The organism is Haemophilus parainfluenzae, assembly GCF_014931395.1.
Taxonomy (GTDB): domain Bacteria; phylum Pseudomonadota; class Gammaproteobacteria; order Enterobacterales; family Pasteurellaceae; genus Haemophilus_D.
The window spans coordinates 443,401-459,989 of sequence record NZ_CP063120.1 but is presented as its reverse complement, the minus strand read 5'-3'; the positions used below and the strand labels follow the sequence as shown (position 1 = coordinate 459,989).

The following is a 16,589-nucleotide window of genomic DNA, read 5'->3' as shown; positions in this document are numbered from 1 at the left end:
CTTGTCTTTTTTAACCGCACTTCTAAACAAAAAGGCTACCTTATGGTAGCCTTTATTCATTTCACTATAAGCTAAACGCTTGAATATAAGGAAGTTTCCCTTTCTTCAGCATGTCTTCAATACCGCTTTGATGGTCATTTTCACCTAAACCTCGTAATTCGAAGGTGACACCAACGCTGTTGTCATAAACCACTTGGTCGTTACGTTGATTTTGGCGACTCGTCACATAACGTCTTGCACCAACGCCTAAAGACCAACAGCACGAGTTATATTGCACCCCCACATATTGCTCAACCGGTTTTTTCAACGCAATATCTTGATAGTATTTTCCAACAAGAGCCCAGTTATCCGACACTTCCCATGCAGCCACAACACCAACCTGTTTAATGTCTTGTTGATAACGGTTTGCGGAAGCACCCAAGTTTTGGTTGATGTACTCTTTGCTCGCATAACGATAATTTAACTGAATCAGATTGTTCTTCATCGGGTTAAATTCCAAACTGCTATTCGCCAATGAGGCTTTATCTAGCAATGTATCGTATTGGTAGCTACCGCGCCAATTCCATTTATCGCTAATTTTCCAGTTAGACTCCAAGGCCCAAGAAGAAGAGGATTTTGGCGTACGATTATTTGGATTATCATCAATTTTTGATGCCGTTAAATAATAAATTTGTCCTGCAGAGAAGTTAAAACGTTCATCAGAATTCTTATCATAAAAACGAGTTGTTCCACCAAGCGTTATTTGATTAGCTGATGAAATACGATCTAAACCACTATAACGACGATCACGGAATAATGAATAATAATCTTGTTGGACTAACGCGGAATCATAACCAAAGCCAAGATAATCATTCACTCGTTTTGAACCAATATTACTTTGGTCTTTGTATGGTCGATACAAATATTGAACATGAGGCTCAAGCGTTTGTGTATAGCCATCAAATAAAGTTTTATTGCTTGCTAAAACCGTTTGTAAATCTACTTTTAATTGTGGCAATACACGATTTACTGATTTTTGTACGTCTTCTGCTGCAGAAGATGAACCTTTTTTCTGGTTATAATGGGTCGCGTAAAGTTTAGTCTCAATATTCAAGCTACCATATTTATTTGACATTGCTGTAGACAAGCTTGGTTCAACATGAAAACGCCATGCTTTTGGCATCAAAGCACTATCATTATCAAAGCGTACTGCTTGCGAAAATAATTTAAAATCGACCCAACCATTCGCCAAATCATTTTTGTAATAATTGAAGTCGATTTGTGGCATCGCTCGGTAAGGCCCGATATCGACTTCATCAAAAATCTGGAACTGACGTGCTGAAATCGCGAAGTTGTAATTAGGTTTATAGTAAGCAATACGTGCGTATTGATTTGCATAACCATCAGTACTGTCACCATAATCTGAATCAAAATCAGTAAAATAACGTTTATCACTTACCTTAGTGTAATCAACATTGAAACGCCAGTTTTCAAGAAAAGAGGAATTATGGTTCCAATAGAACAAATGACGCTTACGATTATCACTGGTATATTCATCATAACGATCACGTCCTAAATATTCTCCTGCCAATCTACCTTCACCAACTGGCGTTAAATAACGGAATTCACCATTTAATTGCCATCCACGACGAGACATATATTTTGGTGCAAATGTGGCATCGTAATTGGGTGCAATATTCCAATAAATTGGTTGTTTATACCAATAACCATCACGGCTAGAATGACCAACGGTTGGCATTAATAAACCTGAACGACGGCGATCACCAATCGGTAATTGCAGATAAGGAGTATAGAATACTGGCACACCTAATACTTTAAAACGTGCATGCCAAAATTCGGCATATTCTTCTTTGATGTGCTGACGAATCTCAGAGGCATCTACCGCCCAGGCATTATCGTCGGGTAAACAAGAGGTAAATGTCGCGTTTTTCATTAAGCGGTAATCATCACCTAACTCAATTTCTTGTGCTTTACCTCGACCTTGACGTCCTACAAGTTGGTAGTCTGCATCGGTTACGTTACCGTTTTTGCTATCTAAATTAAAACTCGCATCATTACCTAATAGATTGATTTGGTTGTCTTTATAATCAAATCCACCACGTAAATAAGCCCAACGTTGAACTTGTTTACCTTCACCTGTTTGTTTAACTTCAACTGAATTACCAACTAAATGGCGGTTTCCTTGTTTCAAATCGACATTGCCTTGATAAATCGCCTGAGTTGGCTGATTAATTTCTGCTTTATCTGCTTCAATATAAACTGGCAAATTATTAACATCACCTTTTACAACTTCACCAGTAAAATGAGGCACGCCAAGTAAACATTGAGCATGCAGATCTGCCAAACTTTGTTGACTATAAAGTGCGGTCAGAATTGAGATTGAAATTAAGGTATATTTTTTATTCATAATTCAGCTCTTATTCAGATGAAATTAGGGGGATTATACTGGAACATCATTTACAACAACAGTTATTTGTATGGTCATTGACTAACCCCACCGATTGCATAAAGGCATAGCATGTCGTTTCGCCAACAAAGACAAAACCACGCTTTTTCAACGCTTTTGACATTGCTTTTGAGGTTTCAGTTCTGGCGGGTACCACAGAAATATCGGGGACATCATTGATAATTGGTTGATGATTTACAAACGACCACACAAAATCACTGAAATTTTCACCGCACTTTTCCATAGCTAAATAGGCTTTGGCATTTTTTACAATGGCTTCCAGTTTTGCTCGATGGCGAATAAGCCCGGTATTCTCCATGCAACGATCAATATCCTGCTCGGTCATTTGCGCGATTTTGGCAGGATCAAATTGATGGAACGCAGCCCGATAGGCTTCACGTTTTTTCAATACAGTAATCCAAGAAAGCCCTGCCTGTTGCCCTTCTAAACAGATTTTCTCAAACAGCTTTTGACTGTCAAATTGTGGCTTACCCCATTCTTTATCGTGATAGTCGATATAAATCGGAAGTTTACCTACCCAAGGGCATCTCGTATTTGTACTCATACCATATCCTTTTTGAGTTGTTCATAGATAGTGATAAAATCAGGCATTACCCCGCGCCACAAATGGAACGAATGGGTGGCTTGCGCCACCAACATACCAAAACCATCGCTGACAATATTCAGACCTAAGGATTTACAGTACGCAATAAAAGGCGTATCGTTGCCTTTGGCATATTGCATGTCATAACAGGCTCGGGCCAATGATAAGATTGAGCCATCAACAGCGGCGGTATACCCACTTAATCCTGCCGAAGTTGCATTGATCACCAAGTCATAGGTTTGTACGGGGATCGCATCCATCGCGACAGCTTCAATTGTGCCATAAGGCTTGAACTTATCTGCTAGTTGTTGCGCTTTTTCTAGCGTGCGGTTAGCCAAGACAATCTGTTGTTGTGCTTCCAATAAAGGGAGTAATACCCCTTTGGTAGCCCCGCCGGCACCTAAAATTAAAATGCGTTGTTGTGGTTGAATCCAACCTAAACGTTGTAAATCCGTCACTAAACCAATGCCATCGGTATTGTCCGCATAGAGTTTGCCGTTAGATAATTTTTTTAGTGTATTACAGGCTTCAGCCAGTTTTGCCCGTTCGCTATGTTCGTCAGCGAGCGCATAGGCGCGTTCTTTAAATGGTGCGGTGATATTACAACCTTGCGCCCCTGCAGCAAAAAAAGCCTGTAATTGCTGCTCAAAATTCTCAAGGTCACCTAATTTGGCAACATATTCCATCGTTTGCTGGGTTTGCTTGGCAAATAAGCGATGAATCAACGGGGATTTACTTTGAGCAATCGGATTGCCCCAAACGGCATAGTGCTGCATATTTTATCCTTGTCTGAATAGTTGGTTTGTGAGCAAATCGCGAATTTCCGATGGATTTTGTGCTTGGCCGACAGCTTCATCAAGCACAGGGAAATCTGCTCCAAATTGGGAACGCACAGCATCTGCGCTGCGGCAAGGTGATTGACCGGTTAAGTTCGCGCTGGTCGAGGTGAGAGCAAAGCCTGTTTTTTCGCACAAGGCTTTGACGGCAAGATGAGTACATAAACGCACCGCAATACTATTAAATTGCCCCGTCAGGAAATCTGGAACCTCTGTCTTAGCCGGCACCACCCAGGTGATTGGATGATCGTATTGTGCCTGTAAGCGTGCAAGCTGTTCGTCAGACAAATGGGAAAAATCAACAAAGGGCTGCAAAAAATGCAAGCTCGGCGCGACTAAAATAAGGCCTTTTTCAATCGGACGCTGTTTTAAATCAAGCAATTTTCTGACCGCACTTTCACTCAGCGGATTACAGCCCAAACCGAATACCGCCTCAGTAGGATAGGCAACGACTTCGTCTTGCATTAAACGGGCGGCAATTTGTTGTACATTCATTTTTCGTTCTCAAAAATATGTCGACAGCCTTTATTCGCACATTGCCACACTTGCTGTTCGGCAATTTCATTTTTTAATAGTGCGAGTGGAAAATGGCATTGTGGACAAGGCATGGCATAGGGTTTTGCCGGTAAGGAAAATTTGCAATGGGGAAAGTTATCGCAGCCATAAAAGATTTTCCCCTGTCGTCCGCGACGGGCAACCAAATATCCTTTATGGCATTCCGGGCAGTCAATGGATTGCTCTTCATCCTGTTGCTCATGCACCACAAAATCACAATCGGGATAATGACTGCAACCGATGAACATGCCAAAAGCACCTCGTTTGAGTTGGAGTGGGTTGCCACATTGCGGACAGGTTTCATCAAGCTCTTTCAACACCTTATGTTCTCCCTTATGTAAGGGACGCAAATAATCACAGGTGGGATATGCTGTACAACCTAAAAACAGCCCTTTTTTACCCTGTTTCATTTGCAAAGGCGCGCCACATTGTGGGCAGTATTCTTCGTGTTTTGTGTGTTGGAAAAGACTTTGACTCATACGCTCTCCCTATGCTTGTAGCATTGCTTCCAATTCTTCTTGGGCCGCTAACCAATCCATTTCGACTTCTTCCAACGCTTTCTTCACCTCTACTTGCTGTGCCAAAAGTGCGGTCAATTTTTCTTTATTTTCTGCGCTGTATAGTTCGGAATCTGCCAATTGGTTTTCAATCTCCGCAAGTTTGGAGGCATGCTTATTCATTTTTTCCTCCAATTGAGAGATTTGTTTGCGAAGAGGTGCAGTTTGTTGGCGAAGTTCGGCCTCACGACGTTTTTGTTCCTTGCGATTTTGCATGGAATTTTCATTGTCGTCATTTTTCTCCGAGGATTTATTTTCTGGTGCACTGTTTTGTTCATTCAGCCATTTTTGATAATCCTCTAAGTCGCCTTTGAATTCTTCCACTTTTTTATCGTGTACCAAATAGAATTCTTCCACGGTATTACGTAGTAAGTGACGATCATGGGAAACCACCACCAAAGAGCCCTCGTAATCCACTAGCGCTTCGGTTAATGCCTGACGCATATCCAAATCCAAATGGTTAGTTGGCTCGTCAAGCAGTAATAAGTTTGGACGTTGCCAAACAATCAGCGCGAGCACCAAACGGGCTTTTTCTCCACCGGAAAAGGCTTTCACCGCTTGATTAACTTTGTCACCATGGAATGCAAAACTCCCGAGGTAATCCCGTACCTGTTGCTCCGTTTGCTCCGGTGCAAGTTTCTGCATATGCCAAAGAGCGGACTCATCTGCGCGTAGGGTATCGAGCTGATGCTGAGCAAAATAGCCGAGTTGTACGCCTTTAGCTAATTGCACAGTACCGGAAAGAGCGGTGAGCTCTCCCGCTAACAATTTAATCAAGGTTGATTTCCCTGCACCGTTTTTCCCGAGCAAACCGATGCGCGAACCCGGCACTAAATTCAGTTTAATTTTAGTTAAAATTTCTACCGCACTTTCACCGCTACCATAACCTGCGCTCGCCTGTTCAATCATCACCAAAGGGTTCGGCAAGGATAGCGGAGGGCGAAATTCAAAGGTAAAAGGATTATCCACATAAGCCGGTGCAATCAGTTCCATGCGCTCTAAGGCTTTCATACGGCTTTGTGCTTGTTTGGCTTTGGTTGCTTTGGCTTTAAATCGATCGATATACTTTTGTAAATGAGATATCTTTTGTTGTTGCTGACGATACATCGCTGTTTGTTGTGCCAGTTTGGTTGCTCGTTGCACTTCAAAGGAGGAATAATCGCCCGTATATTCGTTGAGCTTCTGATTTTCGATATGAAGGATTTTCGTCACGATCGGATCGAGAAAATCTCGGTCGTGGGAGATTAATACCAAGGTGCCTTGATATTGCACTAACCAACGTTCTAACCAAATCACTGCATCCAAATCCAAATGGTTGGTTGGTTCATCCAGTAATAATAAATCCGATGGACAAAGCAATGCTTGTGCCAAATTCAAGCGCATTCGCCAACCACCGGAGAAGGATTTCACCGGTTGAGTGATTTCGTCTTGGCTAAAGCCTAAACCATGTAATAAGGAAGCCGCACGAGATTGGATCGTCCAAGCATCTAAGGTTTCTAACTGCCCGTGAATGCGCGCAATCGCATGACCATCATTACGCTCATTGGCTTCGTTAAGTTCCTGCTGTAAACGGCAATATTCGCGATCCCCTTGAATCACATAATCAATAGCGGGAATATCCAATGCTGGCGTTTCTTGATTCACCCAAGATACCCGCCAGTTGGATGGATAAGTAACCTCGCCGCCCTCTGGCGTTAATTCTTTTTTTAATAGGGCAAAAAGAGACGACTTACCGCAACCATTCTTACCCACCAAACCGACTTTTTGTTTCGGATTAATGGTCGCCGTGGCATTCTCGAGCAATTCGGTTTGCCCGCGCTTTAGGGAAATATTATTAAATACAATCATTTTTTCGAATACATCTGAATTTGCGCTTATTTTGCAATATTTTTCCTTTTCTCGGAACAGTCTATTCTAATTTTATCGATATTTCTGCCAGAAAAAACACGTATAATGACGCTCAACAAATCAATCATGAGGAAATAAAATGAAGCTCTCTATTCTTAATCTCGCCCCCGTTCGAGAAGGGCAAACGTATTTGCAAGCCGTTGAGTCGATGGTAAATCTTGCAAAACACGCTGAAAACATCGGCATCGAACGCTATTGGATTGCTGAGCATCATAATATGAAAAATTTGGTGAGTTCAGCGACCGCACTTTTAATTCAGCATACGCTAGCCAATACGAAGACCCTGCGCGTTGGCTCAGGTGGCGTGATGTTACCGAATCATTCACCTTATGTGGTAGCAGAGCAATATGGCACACTGGAGACGCTTTATCCAAATCGTGTTGAACTCGGTTTAGGGCGTGCGCCAGGAACGGATATGCAAACGGCTGCGGCACTTCGTCGTGGACGAAACAGTCTGGACTTTCCAGCAGAAATTGCGGAACTTCGCGGTTACTTTAAAGATTGCAACCCGGTTTCTGCGTATCCTTCCGCTGGCTTGAATATACCGTTTTATATTTTAGGATCGAGCACCGAAAGTGCCTATCTTGCGGCAGAACTTGGCTTGCCTTATGCCTTTGCTTCACACTTTGCGCCACGCATGATGGAAATGGCGGTAGAGATTTATCGCAAAAACTTCAAGCCCTCTACCTATCTTGCTGAGCCTTATGTTATCTTAGGTGTGAACGCGATCGTTGCCGAAACCGATAAAGAAGCGAAACAACTGGCGACAACACAAACACTCTTTTTCTTAAATGTGGTCACTAACGCACAACAAAATTTACAACCACCAATGGCATCAGAAGAAGATGTTTGGAAAGCTCAAATGCACGCCCAAAAGAAACCGCACTTTGGACCGGTCGATTTCGAGGAAATCCCAATTTACAACCAAGAACGCGCAGTGGTGGAACAAATGACTGCTTGTTCACTGATCGGTAGTCCTGAAAGCGTGGAATTTCAACTTAAACAACTCCGTGAACGAGTGCATTTTGATGAAATTATGGCGGTAAGCTATATTTTTGATGAACAAAAACAAGCACAATCTTACGCCATTTTGAAAGCGATTGTGGATAAGCAATAGCGAGACAAAAATGAAAAGTGCGGTAAATTTCACCGCACTTTAAATCAAAAAATATTAATAAGCCGTTTCTATCGGTAAACCGGCTTTTACCCAACCATCAAACCCGCCAATGACACTAAACACATTTTCATAGCCTTGTTCAACGAGGAAAGTCGCCACATTTCGGCTGCTCACGCCATGATAACAACTCACGATAATTGGGGAGTCGAAATCCACTTGTTCTTCAAATTGTAAAAAACTTTGGTTGGTTAAATGAAACGCCCCTTTCGCATGGGAATAGGTAAAACGTTGAGGGTCCCGGACATCAGCAAGGATGGCGCCATTTTGCACCATCTCCCAAGCTTGTTCCGGGCTAATTTCTTTAAACGACATGGTTTGTTCCCTTAGCGCGCTGTTTATACACGCCATCAAAAATAATCAGGCTCATCGCCAATACTAAACAAATGAATAACGGATAGCTGTCCGCATCCATTTTCTCTCCAATTAAAAATGAAATAATCACCATCAAAATGGTTTCAACATAGCCTAGAAGGCCGAGCAAATTCATCGGCAGCATATTGCTGGCGATCACGTAAGCAATCAATGCAGAGCCACTAATGAGCCCGAGCAATACCAATAACCCCCAAATATTAGGATTCGATTCCTGCACGGTGGCAAAATCAGTTTGAAGGGCAAAGTAAACGCTAATCGGCAATAATGCGATCATTTCTAAGCAAAAGGCACCAAGATCGGTATTTTTTAAGGCTTTTCGTATCGAGAAGTAGGTGGTGTAACCCACACAGATAACAATGGCCTCCCAAGATAATCCGCCTTTTAAAATGATGTTAGAAATCACTCCTACTGCCGCAATTAATACGGCAATGAATTTCAATGTTGAAATTCGCTCTTTAAAAATGATCCGCCCTGCGGCCACCATTACAATAGGTAATAATAAATAGCCAAAAGAAACACTTAAGGAGCTGCCATTATTGGGTGCCCACAAAAAGAGCCACATTTGATAACCCATTAATGCGCCACAGGTGATATAAGAAAGGGCAAAGAGCGGTTGTTTTTTGATGCGTTTTATATGTTCTACTAATGCCTGTTTTTGCTTAAACATGATGACGGAAAGGGCAACGAAAGGGAATGTAAACAGCATTCGATAGCCGAAAATATCCGTGCCGCTGAGCGGTTTCAGCAACGTGGAAAAATAATACATATAGCCAAATAAAAATGAGGCTAAAAGTGAAATGAGTATGCCTCTTAACATAATGAATCCTTAGGTTAATTCTGCTTATTATTCTAGTCTAACATCTCCCAAAATGCACGAATTAAGGGATTCGCCAAATTTCTTTTTTGAACACAAACCCCTAAATCAAACGCCTCAACAGGATTGTCTAAATTTAAACGAGACACGTCTTTTGACATCGGGTTATTATCAATCACCACATCCGGCAACATTGCTAGTCCAAAACCGAGCGCCACCATTGGTACGATTCCTTCATGACCTGCTACGGTGGCATAAATTTTGGGATGTTTAATGTGTTTGCTACGTAGCCATTGTTCGATACGCTGCCGTGCCATTCCATCTAACGGCAAAATAAAAGGCATCTGTTGCCAATTAATGGGGTCTTCCTGTAATAATTGTGTCGCTAAACAAGCGACTCGAGGGGCAATTAATGAAAGGGAAATATCATCAATCTTATAAAACTCCAATCCTGTCGGCAGATTATTGGGTTTTCCCGCCAAGGCAAGATCCACTTGTTCTGATTGAATAAATTGCACCGCAGAAGCTGGGTCACCAGTCGTCAGTTGAATTTCAACTTTCGGATAACGAGAACGAAATTTGGCTAACACCTGTGGTAAGTGACTATATGAAGCGGTAACTGAACAAAATAAGCGTAACTCTCCGCTTAATTCTGCTGAATTATCTCGCAGCTGACGCTTAAACTCTTGCCAGTTTTGCCATTCTGCTTTCGCAAATTGCAGAAATTTCTCACCTTGTTCGGTTAAACGCACTTGGCGATTATCACGAATAAATAAAGGTTGTTCTAATTCTTCTTCCATTCGTTGAATTTGACGTGAGAGCGTAGAGGGTGACATATAATTTTGCGTAGCGGTTTTTGCAAAATTTTGTGTATCCGCAAGATGAAGAAATATTTGAAGGTCTTGAAAGTTCATATGTATCGGTAAAAGTAAATGACATTGCAAAAATTGCAACACTAAGTGCAAATAATATCACTTTACGCAACAACTAAAAACCTTATAATCCACTTCACAACAAAAAACTATATTCAAACACAACCTCATACACATTAATCAACATCATAGAAAGGGTGAAAAATGGCTAACTATTTCAACACATTAAATTTACGCGAAAAATTAGACCAATTAGGTCGTTGTCGTTTTATGGATCGCAGCGAATTTGCTGACGGTTGCAACTACTTAAAAGGCAAAAAAATCGTTATCGTAGGCTGTGGTGCACAAGGTTTAAACCAAGGTTTAAATATGCGTGATTCTGGCTTAGACATCGCTTATGCATTACGTCCAGAAGCGATTGCAGAGAAACGTGCATCATTCCAACGTGCAACCGAAAACGGTTTTAAAGTGGGCACTTATCAAGAATTAATTCCAACCGCAGACTTAGTGATCAACTTAACACCAGATAAACAACACTCTAAAGTGGTGGCTGATGTAATGCCATTAATGAAAAAAGATTCAGCATTCGGTTACTCACACGGTTTCAACATTGTTGAAGTGGGTGAGCAAATCCGTGAAGACATCACTGTGGTGATGAGTGCACCAAAATGTCCAGGTACTGAAGTACGAGAAGAATACAAACGTGGTTTTGGTGTACCAACATTAATCGCGGTTCACCCAGCCAATGATCCACGTGGTGAAGGCATGGCAATTGCGAAAGCATGGGCTGCTGCAACCGGTGGTGACCGTGCGGGCGTATTAGAATCTTCATTCGTCGCAGAAGTAAAATCTGACTTAATGGGTGAACAAACCATTCTTTGCGGTATGTTACAAGCAGGTTCAATCGTATGTTACGACAAACTTGTTGCTGATGGTAAAGATCCAGCATACGCAGGCAAACTTATCCAATACGGTTGGGAAACCATTACAGAAGCATTAAAACAAGGCGGTATCACATTAATGATGGATCGCTTATCAAACAGCGCAAAATTACGTGCATTTGAACTTGCTGAACAAATCAAAGAAAGTCTTGGTTTCTTATATTACAAACACATGGATGACATCATCAGCGGTCACTTCTCAGCAACTATGATGGCTGACTGGGCAAATGGCGACAAAGATTTATTCGCATGGCGTGAAGCAACCGGCAAAACTGCCTTTGAAAATGCACCAAAAGCAGACGGCATCAAAATTTCTGAACAAGAATACTTTGATAACGGCGTGTTAATGGTAGCAATGGTGAAAGCAGGTGTTGAATTAGCCTTTGATGCGATGGTGGCAAGCGGTATCTATGAAGAATCAGCTTACTATGAATCACTTCACGAATTACCGTTAATCGCTAACACTATCGCGCGTAAGCGTTTATACGAAATGAACGTGGTCATTTCTGATACTGCAGAATATGGTAACTACTTATTCTCTAACGTAGCGACCCCTATTCTTGCTAAAGAAATCATCCCAACCTTACAAAAAGGTGACTTAGGTGAACCTACACCAGCAGTCGCTATCGACAACATCACCTTACGCGATGTAAACGATGCAATCCGTAACCACCCGGTTGAATTAATCGGTCAAGAGTTACGTGGCTACATGACAGATATGAAACGTATCGCTGTTGCAGGTTAATCATTAAATCGTTAAAATTTAAGCCAGCTTATTCAATAAGTTGGCTTTTTTTATAATCCCAAGGAATTAATATGAAAAACAACAAAATTTTTAACCGCACTTTTAAAATGAGTTTAGTCGCTGCAGCTCTTGGATTAGTAAATTCAGCTCTAGCGGCTGATGTGGCTTGTAATAGTAGCGGCGTGACAATTACTGGGCAAAGTGGGGCTATGTTAAATCAATGTTTAATTAATCCAACCAGTCCAACAAATGATCCTGAATGGGGTTTTCTATCCGCAGTAACAATGACAAACTCAAGCGGACAATTAAATAATGTTAATGCTTCACTATCTATTCCAGCAAATAGACATCATTCTTTTGCGGTAATGAATATCACTAATTCCACAACTGAAATCAATGGTGGAACCTATAGTATTACTAATCCTAACAATGCAGATGCTAGTGGTTATTTATTTGAGTTAAATAATTCAACGGTAACTATGCAAAACTCAAAAGTTTTGATAAGTGATAACAACCAAGACTCCATATTAGAGGCATTTGCTCTGAATCAGAAGAGTAAATTAACATTAAACAATGTGAATATAACATCAAACAATGATAGTTCTATTTTTGTATATGAAGCGGAGAATCAAGCTCGACCAGAATTGATCGTTAATAATTCCAATGTTTCAATTCCTCAAGGTGGAATCATTGCTTTAAGATCTGGGGTTGGTGAAGTTATCAACAGCCACTTCTCTGCGACTTTTAATAACTCAACAATAAGTGGTTTTGCGCTCGCTGGCGCTGAAAGCATCAAATTAAGTGGCACAGAAAGCCTTACAGAAAACATCCAACTAACCTTTAATAATTCTACTGTTTCTGGAGTTACTACTACCGACAGCAATAGCGTGCTCAACTTAAACTTAAATAATAGCAATTGGACAACTAAAGCTTTCACTGATGAAGATGGCGTGGTTCAAACAACAAGCTTAACTAATTTGGCTCTTAATAATGGCGTAGTAAATCTAGCCAATGATAACTACCAAGGTATCATTGTTCGTGGTAATCTCACTGGCTCAGGCACATTCAATCTAAACACGAATATCGCTGAAAACAAAAGCGATAAAATCGTTGTTAAAGGCACTGCTGAAGGTAATCATAAAATTGGTGTAACTAACCAAGGTGCAAATATTGCTAACGGAAAAGTGACACTTGTCGAAACCAATGGCGGTAATGCTGCATTTAGCTTAACGAACCCGAATAATCGTGTAGATTTAGGGGCTTACCAATATTTCCTAACAAAAGAAGGAAATAATTGGGTATTAGCGAACTCTAAAAATGAAGTCACCCCAACTCCACCTGTTGCACCAGTTACACCAAGCAAACAAGTGGTGACTCCAAGCAAACCTGCGGTAACGCCTAGCACCCCAGTAGTAACCCCAAGCAATCCAGTAGTACCACCTACAGCTCCAGTTCTACCAAGCACTCCATTACTTTCAGACTTAGCGAATGCACAAGTATCTCTTCGCCAAGCACAATTACTTTTAGTGGAAGATGATTTAAGTGGCATTCATCAACGTCTAGGTGAAGTGAAAAACGGTGAAAAAGGCAATGTGTGGGTTCGCAATGTGAATTCTCGCCAAAAATTAGCCGCACTTTCTACTGGTGAGAGTGAAACTTCTGGCTTTAAACAAAACGTACATAGCTTACAAGTGGGCGCTGATGCGGCTGTAACTGATAACCTCCGTGTTGGTGGATTTGTTGGTCGTAGCCAAGCAAACGTTGATTTCAGTGGTTATTACGGTGATGGCAAAGTAAGAAGCAATAGCGTGGGCTTATATGCAGCTTACCTTGCAGATAACGGTATTTATGTAGATAACATCGTGAAATACAGCCGTTTACACGCTAACTCAGATCACACTGAAAAACGCCATTACAACGCTTATACCATTTCGAGTGAATTAGGTAAACGCTTTAGCCTTGCGAATGATTGGACAATTACCCCGCAAGCACAATTAGCGTGGACACATATTTCATCACAAGAGAATGAAGATAGCTTATCTTCTGTGTATTCTCGAATTGGCTTACGTGTAGCCAAAGGCTTTGCATTAAGTAATGGTTGGAATTTACAACCTTATGCAGAAGTAAATGCGATTACGAGTAAAAACCGTAGCAGCAAAATTCATTACACAAACAGCGCGCTTGATGTCGCAAGCAGCCGTGGACGTTTTGAAAGTGCGGTCGGTTTAAATGCTGGATTTGCAAATCATCGTTTTGGTTTAGAAGTAAGCCGTGCTGACGGTAAAAACTTCGATAAACCTTATGCAATTCAAGCGGTTTATCGCTATCAATGGTAATATAAAAGGGCGGAGTGAAATCCGCCCTTTTTCTCTTTTTACTGAATAAATAATATGTCAAAACCTTTCTCTTCCCGCGCATTGACAACCAAACGAACGGCAAAATCCCCTCGTTCATTTAAGCCTAAAGCTAAGCCACTCACATTAGAACAGACCATTATCGTTTTATTTAACAAACCGTTTGATGTACTGACACAATTCACTGATGAAAACGGCCGAGCGACATTAAAAGATTTTATTAATATTCCCAATGTGTATGCGGCAGGACGATTGGATCGTGATAGCGAAGGGTTACTGATTTTAACGAATAATGGTGAAGTGCAACATCGTTTGGCGGATCCTAAGTTTAAAACAGAAAAAACGTATTTTGTGCAAGTGGAAGGTATTCCTGAAGAAACGGACTTAGACAAACTCCGCAAAGGCGTTGAATTGAAAGATGGAATGACAAAGCCGGCAAAAGTGCGGTTGATTTCAGAACCGGATTTTCTTTGGCCTCGTAATCCACCTATTCGTGAACGTCAAAGCATTCCGACAAGTTGGTTGGAAATTAAAATTAGTGAAGGACGAAATCGACAAGTGCGTCGAATGACCGCACATATCGGCTTTCCGACATTACGTCTCATCCGTTATCAAATGAGCCATTTAACACTTGATGGACTAAGTAATGGTGAATATCGCCGTTTGAATGAAGAAGAAATGCGTGCGTTATTCGAACAACTTCATTTAAATAACGCACGTTAAGATTAGAAACGTTGAGCGGGTTGCGCGTTTTCCACTTGCACGAAGAAGCCTTTATCATTCAAGATAATGCTGTAATCGGTAACATATTTAACGCCGTTGGTTTCCACGATCGCATTACAGCTGCGAATGCCTTGTTGTGGATAAGATTGCGTTTCACGGGCTTGCGAGATTTGTTTCACTGTCATTTGGGTGTTAGTGGCTGCTCCTTGTTTTTTGAAGGCATCAGATAATACCGCAAAAACTTTTGAATCATTACATCTTGGTACGACGACAGATTTTGTCACCATACTCGCTGTTTTTTGTGCGACAGCATCTACTTTCTTTTCAGCCACTTTTTCAACAGCTTTTGGTTCCGCTTTCTTCACTTCAGTTTTAACTGCGGGTGTTTTTTTAGCCATCACCTTTTCAGGTTTAGCTGATTCTTTAACTACACTCTGTTTGCTCTTAGCTGCAGCCTTTTTGTCTTTTACTACAGTTTGCTTCGTTTTTTCTACTGACTGTTTGCCTTTCGTTTTTGTCGGCTCTGCTTTAGCGGCTTTATTTGTCGTTTTATTTTTTATTTTTTCTTTTTTTGTTACCGCTTTCTTCGCTTCGACAATTTTAGCGGGCTTTTTCGCTTCTGCTTTTTTGGCATCTGCTTTCTTTTTCGCTGTTTTAGCTACGGTTTTAGGCGTAGTGGCTTTCTTGGCTTCCACTTTTTTAACTGCCGTTTTCACTGACTTGGTTTGAGTTGATTTTGCCGTATGATTTGGCGATGCTGCAAATGCCAAAACAGGTAACAAGGCAAAAATCACCGCGAGTAATTTTTTCATCTGTTATTCTCCTTAAACAAAAAGTGCGGTCAAAATTAACCGCACTTTGAAATCATTTATAAATTAAAGATAGTAGTGTTCTACATAGTTTAATTTATCGTCAAGTTTTAACACTAACGGTTGACCGGTTGGGATTTCAAAATCCATGATTTCCGCATCAGAAATACCGATGATGTGTTTTGCTAATGCACGAAGTGAGTTACCGTGCGCCACCACTAAAACACGTTTACCAGAAAGCATTGCTGGTGCAATTTGATCTTCCCAGAATGGTAATGCACGTTCTAAGGTTAATTTTAAGTTTTCTGCGTTTGGTACAACATCAGATGGGATGTTTGCATAACGACGGTCGTTATGTGCAGAGTTTGGATCTTTTGGATCTAAATCTGGAGGCGAAATATCGTAAGAACGACGCCAGATATGAACTTGTTCGTCACCGTATTGTTCTGCGGTTGCTTTTTTATCTAAGCCTTGTAATGCACCGTAGTGACGCTCATTTAAACGCCAATTTTTCACTTGAGGAATCCATAATTGGTGAGATTCTTCTAACACGATGTTACAGGTTTTGATTGCACGAGTTAAAACAGAAGTGAAGGCGATATCGAACTCATAGCCTTTCTCGAACAATTTTTTACCCGCTGCTTTTGCTTCTTCAACACCGCGCTCAGTTAAATTCACATCACGCCAACCGGTGAATAAATTTTTTGCGTTCCACTCACTGAAACCGTGACGAATGAATACTAATTCCATAAGGATCTCCTAAGTATTAATAAAAAAATGAATGGCTCTGTTATAGCAAAAAATCGTTATGTTTAAAAGTAAAAAGGCGGTATTTACTGATCTTTCGCAAAAAATCGCCTGTAAACTTTTAGCCAC

Annotated in this window: 15 protein-coding genes; 4 read left to right on the top strand and 11 right to left on the bottom strand. The window is 41.1% G+C overall.

What is annotated here, in order from left to right; genetic code table 11:
* Positions 1 to 64 precede the first annotated feature (64 nt).
* From lptD to INP94_RS02190, 6 genes are read right to left on the bottom strand one after another with little or no spacing between them, the layout of a single operon-like run.
* The gene (lptD, locus tag INP94_RS02215; RefSeq protein WP_197543895.1) at positions 65 to 2,407 is read right to left on the bottom strand and encodes an LPS assembly protein LptD; all 2,343 of its coding nucleotides are present in this window, start codon (positions 2,405 to 2,407) and stop codon (positions 65 to 67) included.
* Between the two features lie 46 nt (positions 2,408 to 2,453).
* Positions 2,454 to 3,011: a DNA-3-methyladenine glycosylase I gene (locus tag INP94_RS02210; RefSeq protein WP_197543894.1), complete on the bottom strand. Its 558-nt coding sequence runs from the start codon at positions 3,009 to 3,011 to the stop codon at positions 2,454 to 2,456.
* On the bottom strand, positions 3,008 to 3,826 hold the full coding sequence (gene aroE, locus INP94_RS02205) for a shikimate dehydrogenase (RefSeq protein ID WP_197543893.1): 819 nt from the start codon (positions 3,824 to 3,826) through the stop codon (positions 3,008 to 3,010). Before aroE ends, INP94_RS02210 begins: the two co-directional genes overlap by 4 nt.
* A gap of 3 nt (positions 3,827 to 3,829) precedes the next feature.
* Positions 3,830 to 4,381, bottom strand: coding sequence for an L-threonylcarbamoyladenylate synthase type 1 TsaC (tsaC, locus tag INP94_RS02200; RefSeq protein ID WP_197543892.1), 552 nt, complete (start codon positions 4,379 to 4,381; stop codon positions 3,830 to 3,832).
* Positions 4,378 to 4,920 carry a DNA topoisomerase family protein gene (locus INP94_RS02195; protein ID WP_197543891.1) on the bottom strand — a complete coding sequence of 181 codons (543 nt, stop codon included), beginning with the start codon at positions 4,918 to 4,920 and terminating at the stop codon, positions 4,378 to 4,380. The genes tsaC and INP94_RS02195 overlap by 4 nt, the downstream gene beginning before the upstream one ends.
* Before the next feature lie 9 nt (positions 4,921 to 4,929).
* Positions 4,930 to 6,846: an ABC transporter ATP-binding protein gene (locus INP94_RS02190; protein WP_197543890.1), complete on the bottom strand. Its 1,917-nt coding sequence runs from the start codon at positions 6,844 to 6,846 to the stop codon at positions 4,930 to 4,932.
* A 139-nt stretch (positions 6,847 to 6,985) separates the two neighbouring features.
* On the opposite strand from INP94_RS02190, the gene INP94_RS02185 reads away from it, so the two are divergent.
* A complete protein-coding gene (locus tag INP94_RS02185) occupies positions 6,986 to 8,023 on the top strand; it encodes an LLM class flavin-dependent oxidoreductase (protein ID WP_197543889.1) in 1,038 nt (345 codons plus the stop codon).
* Positions 8,024 to 8,077: 54 nt separating this feature from the next.
* On the opposite strand, the gene glpE is transcribed toward INP94_RS02185, so the two are convergent.
* From glpE to ilvY, 3 genes are read right to left on the bottom strand one after another with little or no spacing between them, the layout of a single operon-like run.
* Positions 8,078 to 8,395 (bottom strand): thiosulfate sulfurtransferase GlpE, encoded by a 318-nt coding sequence (gene glpE / locus INP94_RS02180; RefSeq protein ID WP_197543888.1) that lies wholly within the window; start codon positions 8,393 to 8,395, stop codon positions 8,078 to 8,080.
* The gene (gene rarD, locus INP94_RS02175; RefSeq protein WP_197543887.1) at positions 8,385 to 9,272 is read right to left on the bottom strand and encodes an EamA family transporter RarD; all 888 of its coding nucleotides are present in this window, start codon (positions 9,270 to 9,272) and stop codon (positions 8,385 to 8,387) included. The genes glpE and rarD overlap by 11 nt, the downstream gene beginning before the upstream one ends.
* A 32-nt stretch (positions 9,273 to 9,304) precedes the next feature.
* A complete protein-coding gene (gene ilvY / locus INP94_RS02170) occupies positions 9,305 to 10,183 on the bottom strand; it encodes an HTH-type transcriptional activator IlvY (protein WP_111387590.1) in 879 nt (292 codons plus the stop codon).
* 162 nt (positions 10,184 to 10,345) lie between these two features.
* On the opposite strand from ilvY, the gene ilvC reads away from it, so the two are divergent.
* The 3 genes from ilvC (at position 10,346) to INP94_RS02155 (ending at position 14,904) form a co-directional block, all read left to right on the top strand.
* Positions 10,346 to 11,827, top strand: coding sequence for a ketol-acid reductoisomerase (gene ilvC, locus INP94_RS02165; protein WP_197543886.1), 1,482 nt, complete (start codon positions 10,346 to 10,348; stop codon positions 11,825 to 11,827).
* A gap of 71 nt (positions 11,828 to 11,898) precedes the next feature.
* Positions 11,899 to 14,163: an autotransporter outer membrane beta-barrel domain-containing protein gene (locus INP94_RS02160; protein WP_197543885.1), complete on the top strand. Its 2,265-nt coding sequence runs from the start codon at positions 11,899 to 11,901 to the stop codon at positions 14,161 to 14,163.
* A 54-nt stretch (positions 14,164 to 14,217) separates the two neighbouring features.
* On the top strand, positions 14,218 to 14,904 hold the full coding sequence (locus INP94_RS02155; RefSeq protein WP_197543884.1) for an rRNA large subunit pseudouridine synthase E: 687 nt from the start codon (positions 14,218 to 14,220) through the stop codon (positions 14,902 to 14,904).
* Positions 14,905 to 14,906: 2 nt separating this feature from the next.
* On the opposite strand, the gene INP94_RS02150 is transcribed toward INP94_RS02155, so the two are convergent.
* Both INP94_RS02150 and INP94_RS02145 read right to left on the bottom strand, forming a co-directional pair.
* Complete coding sequence (locus tag INP94_RS02150; RefSeq protein ID WP_197543883.1) at positions 14,907 to 15,716, bottom strand: hypothetical protein; 810 nt, start codon at positions 15,714 to 15,716, stop codon at positions 14,907 to 14,909.
* Positions 15,717 to 15,779: 63 nt separating this feature from the next.
* Positions 15,780 to 16,463, bottom strand: a complete 684-nt coding sequence (locus INP94_RS02145) for a 2,3-diphosphoglycerate-dependent phosphoglycerate mutase (protein WP_005694847.1) — start codon at positions 16,461 to 16,463, stop codon at positions 15,780 to 15,782.
* Positions 16,464 to 16,589 lie beyond the last annotated feature (126 nt).

Bases quoted from the DNA above. Each gene is read 5' to 3' on its own strand.
- lptD (WP_197543895.1), bottom strand. From the start codon at position 2,407: ATGAATAAAAAATATACCTTAATTTCAATCTCAATTCTGACCGCACTT.
- INP94_RS02210 (WP_197543894.1), bottom strand. From the start codon at position 3,011: ATGAGTACAAATACGAGATGCCCTTGGGTAGGTAAACTTCCGATTTAT.
- aroE (WP_197543893.1), bottom strand. From the start codon at position 3,826: ATGCAGCACTATGCCGTTTGGGGCAATCCGATTGCTCAAAGTAAATCC.
- tsaC (WP_197543892.1), bottom strand. From the start codon at position 4,381: ATGAATGTACAACAAATTGCCGCCCGTTTAATGCAAGACGAAGTCGTT.
- INP94_RS02195 (WP_197543891.1), bottom strand. From the start codon at position 4,920: ATGAGTCAAAGTCTTTTCCAACACACAAAACACGAAGAATACTGCCCA.
- INP94_RS02190 (WP_197543890.1), bottom strand. From the start codon at position 6,846: ATGATTGTATTTAATAATATTTCCCTAAAGCGCGGGCAAACCGAATTG.
- INP94_RS02185 (WP_197543889.1), top strand. From the start codon at position 6,986: ATGAAGCTCTCTATTCTTAATCTCGCCCCCGTTCGAGAAGGGCAAACG.
- glpE (WP_197543888.1), bottom strand. From the start codon at position 8,395: ATGTCGTTTAAAGAAATTAGCCCGGAACAAGCTTGGGAGATGGTGCAA.
- rarD (WP_197543887.1), bottom strand. From the start codon at position 9,272: ATGTTAAGAGGCATACTCATTTCACTTTTAGCCTCATTTTTATTTGGC.
- ilvY (WP_111387590.1), bottom strand. From the start codon at position 10,183: ATGAACTTTCAAGACCTTCAAATATTTCTTCATCTTGCGGATACACAA.
- ilvC (WP_197543886.1), top strand. From the start codon at position 10,346: ATGGCTAACTATTTCAACACATTAAATTTACGCGAAAAATTAGACCAA.
- INP94_RS02160 (WP_197543885.1), top strand. From the start codon at position 11,899: ATGAAAAACAACAAAATTTTTAACCGCACTTTTAAAATGAGTTTAGTC.
- INP94_RS02155 (WP_197543884.1), top strand. From the start codon at position 14,218: ATGTCAAAACCTTTCTCTTCCCGCGCATTGACAACCAAACGAACGGCA.
- INP94_RS02150 (WP_197543883.1), bottom strand. From the start codon at position 15,716: ATGAAAAAATTACTCGCGGTGATTTTTGCCTTGTTACCTGTTTTGGCA.
- INP94_RS02145 (WP_005694847.1), bottom strand. From the start codon at position 16,463: ATGGAATTAGTATTCATTCGTCACGGTTTCAGTGAGTGGAACGCAAAA.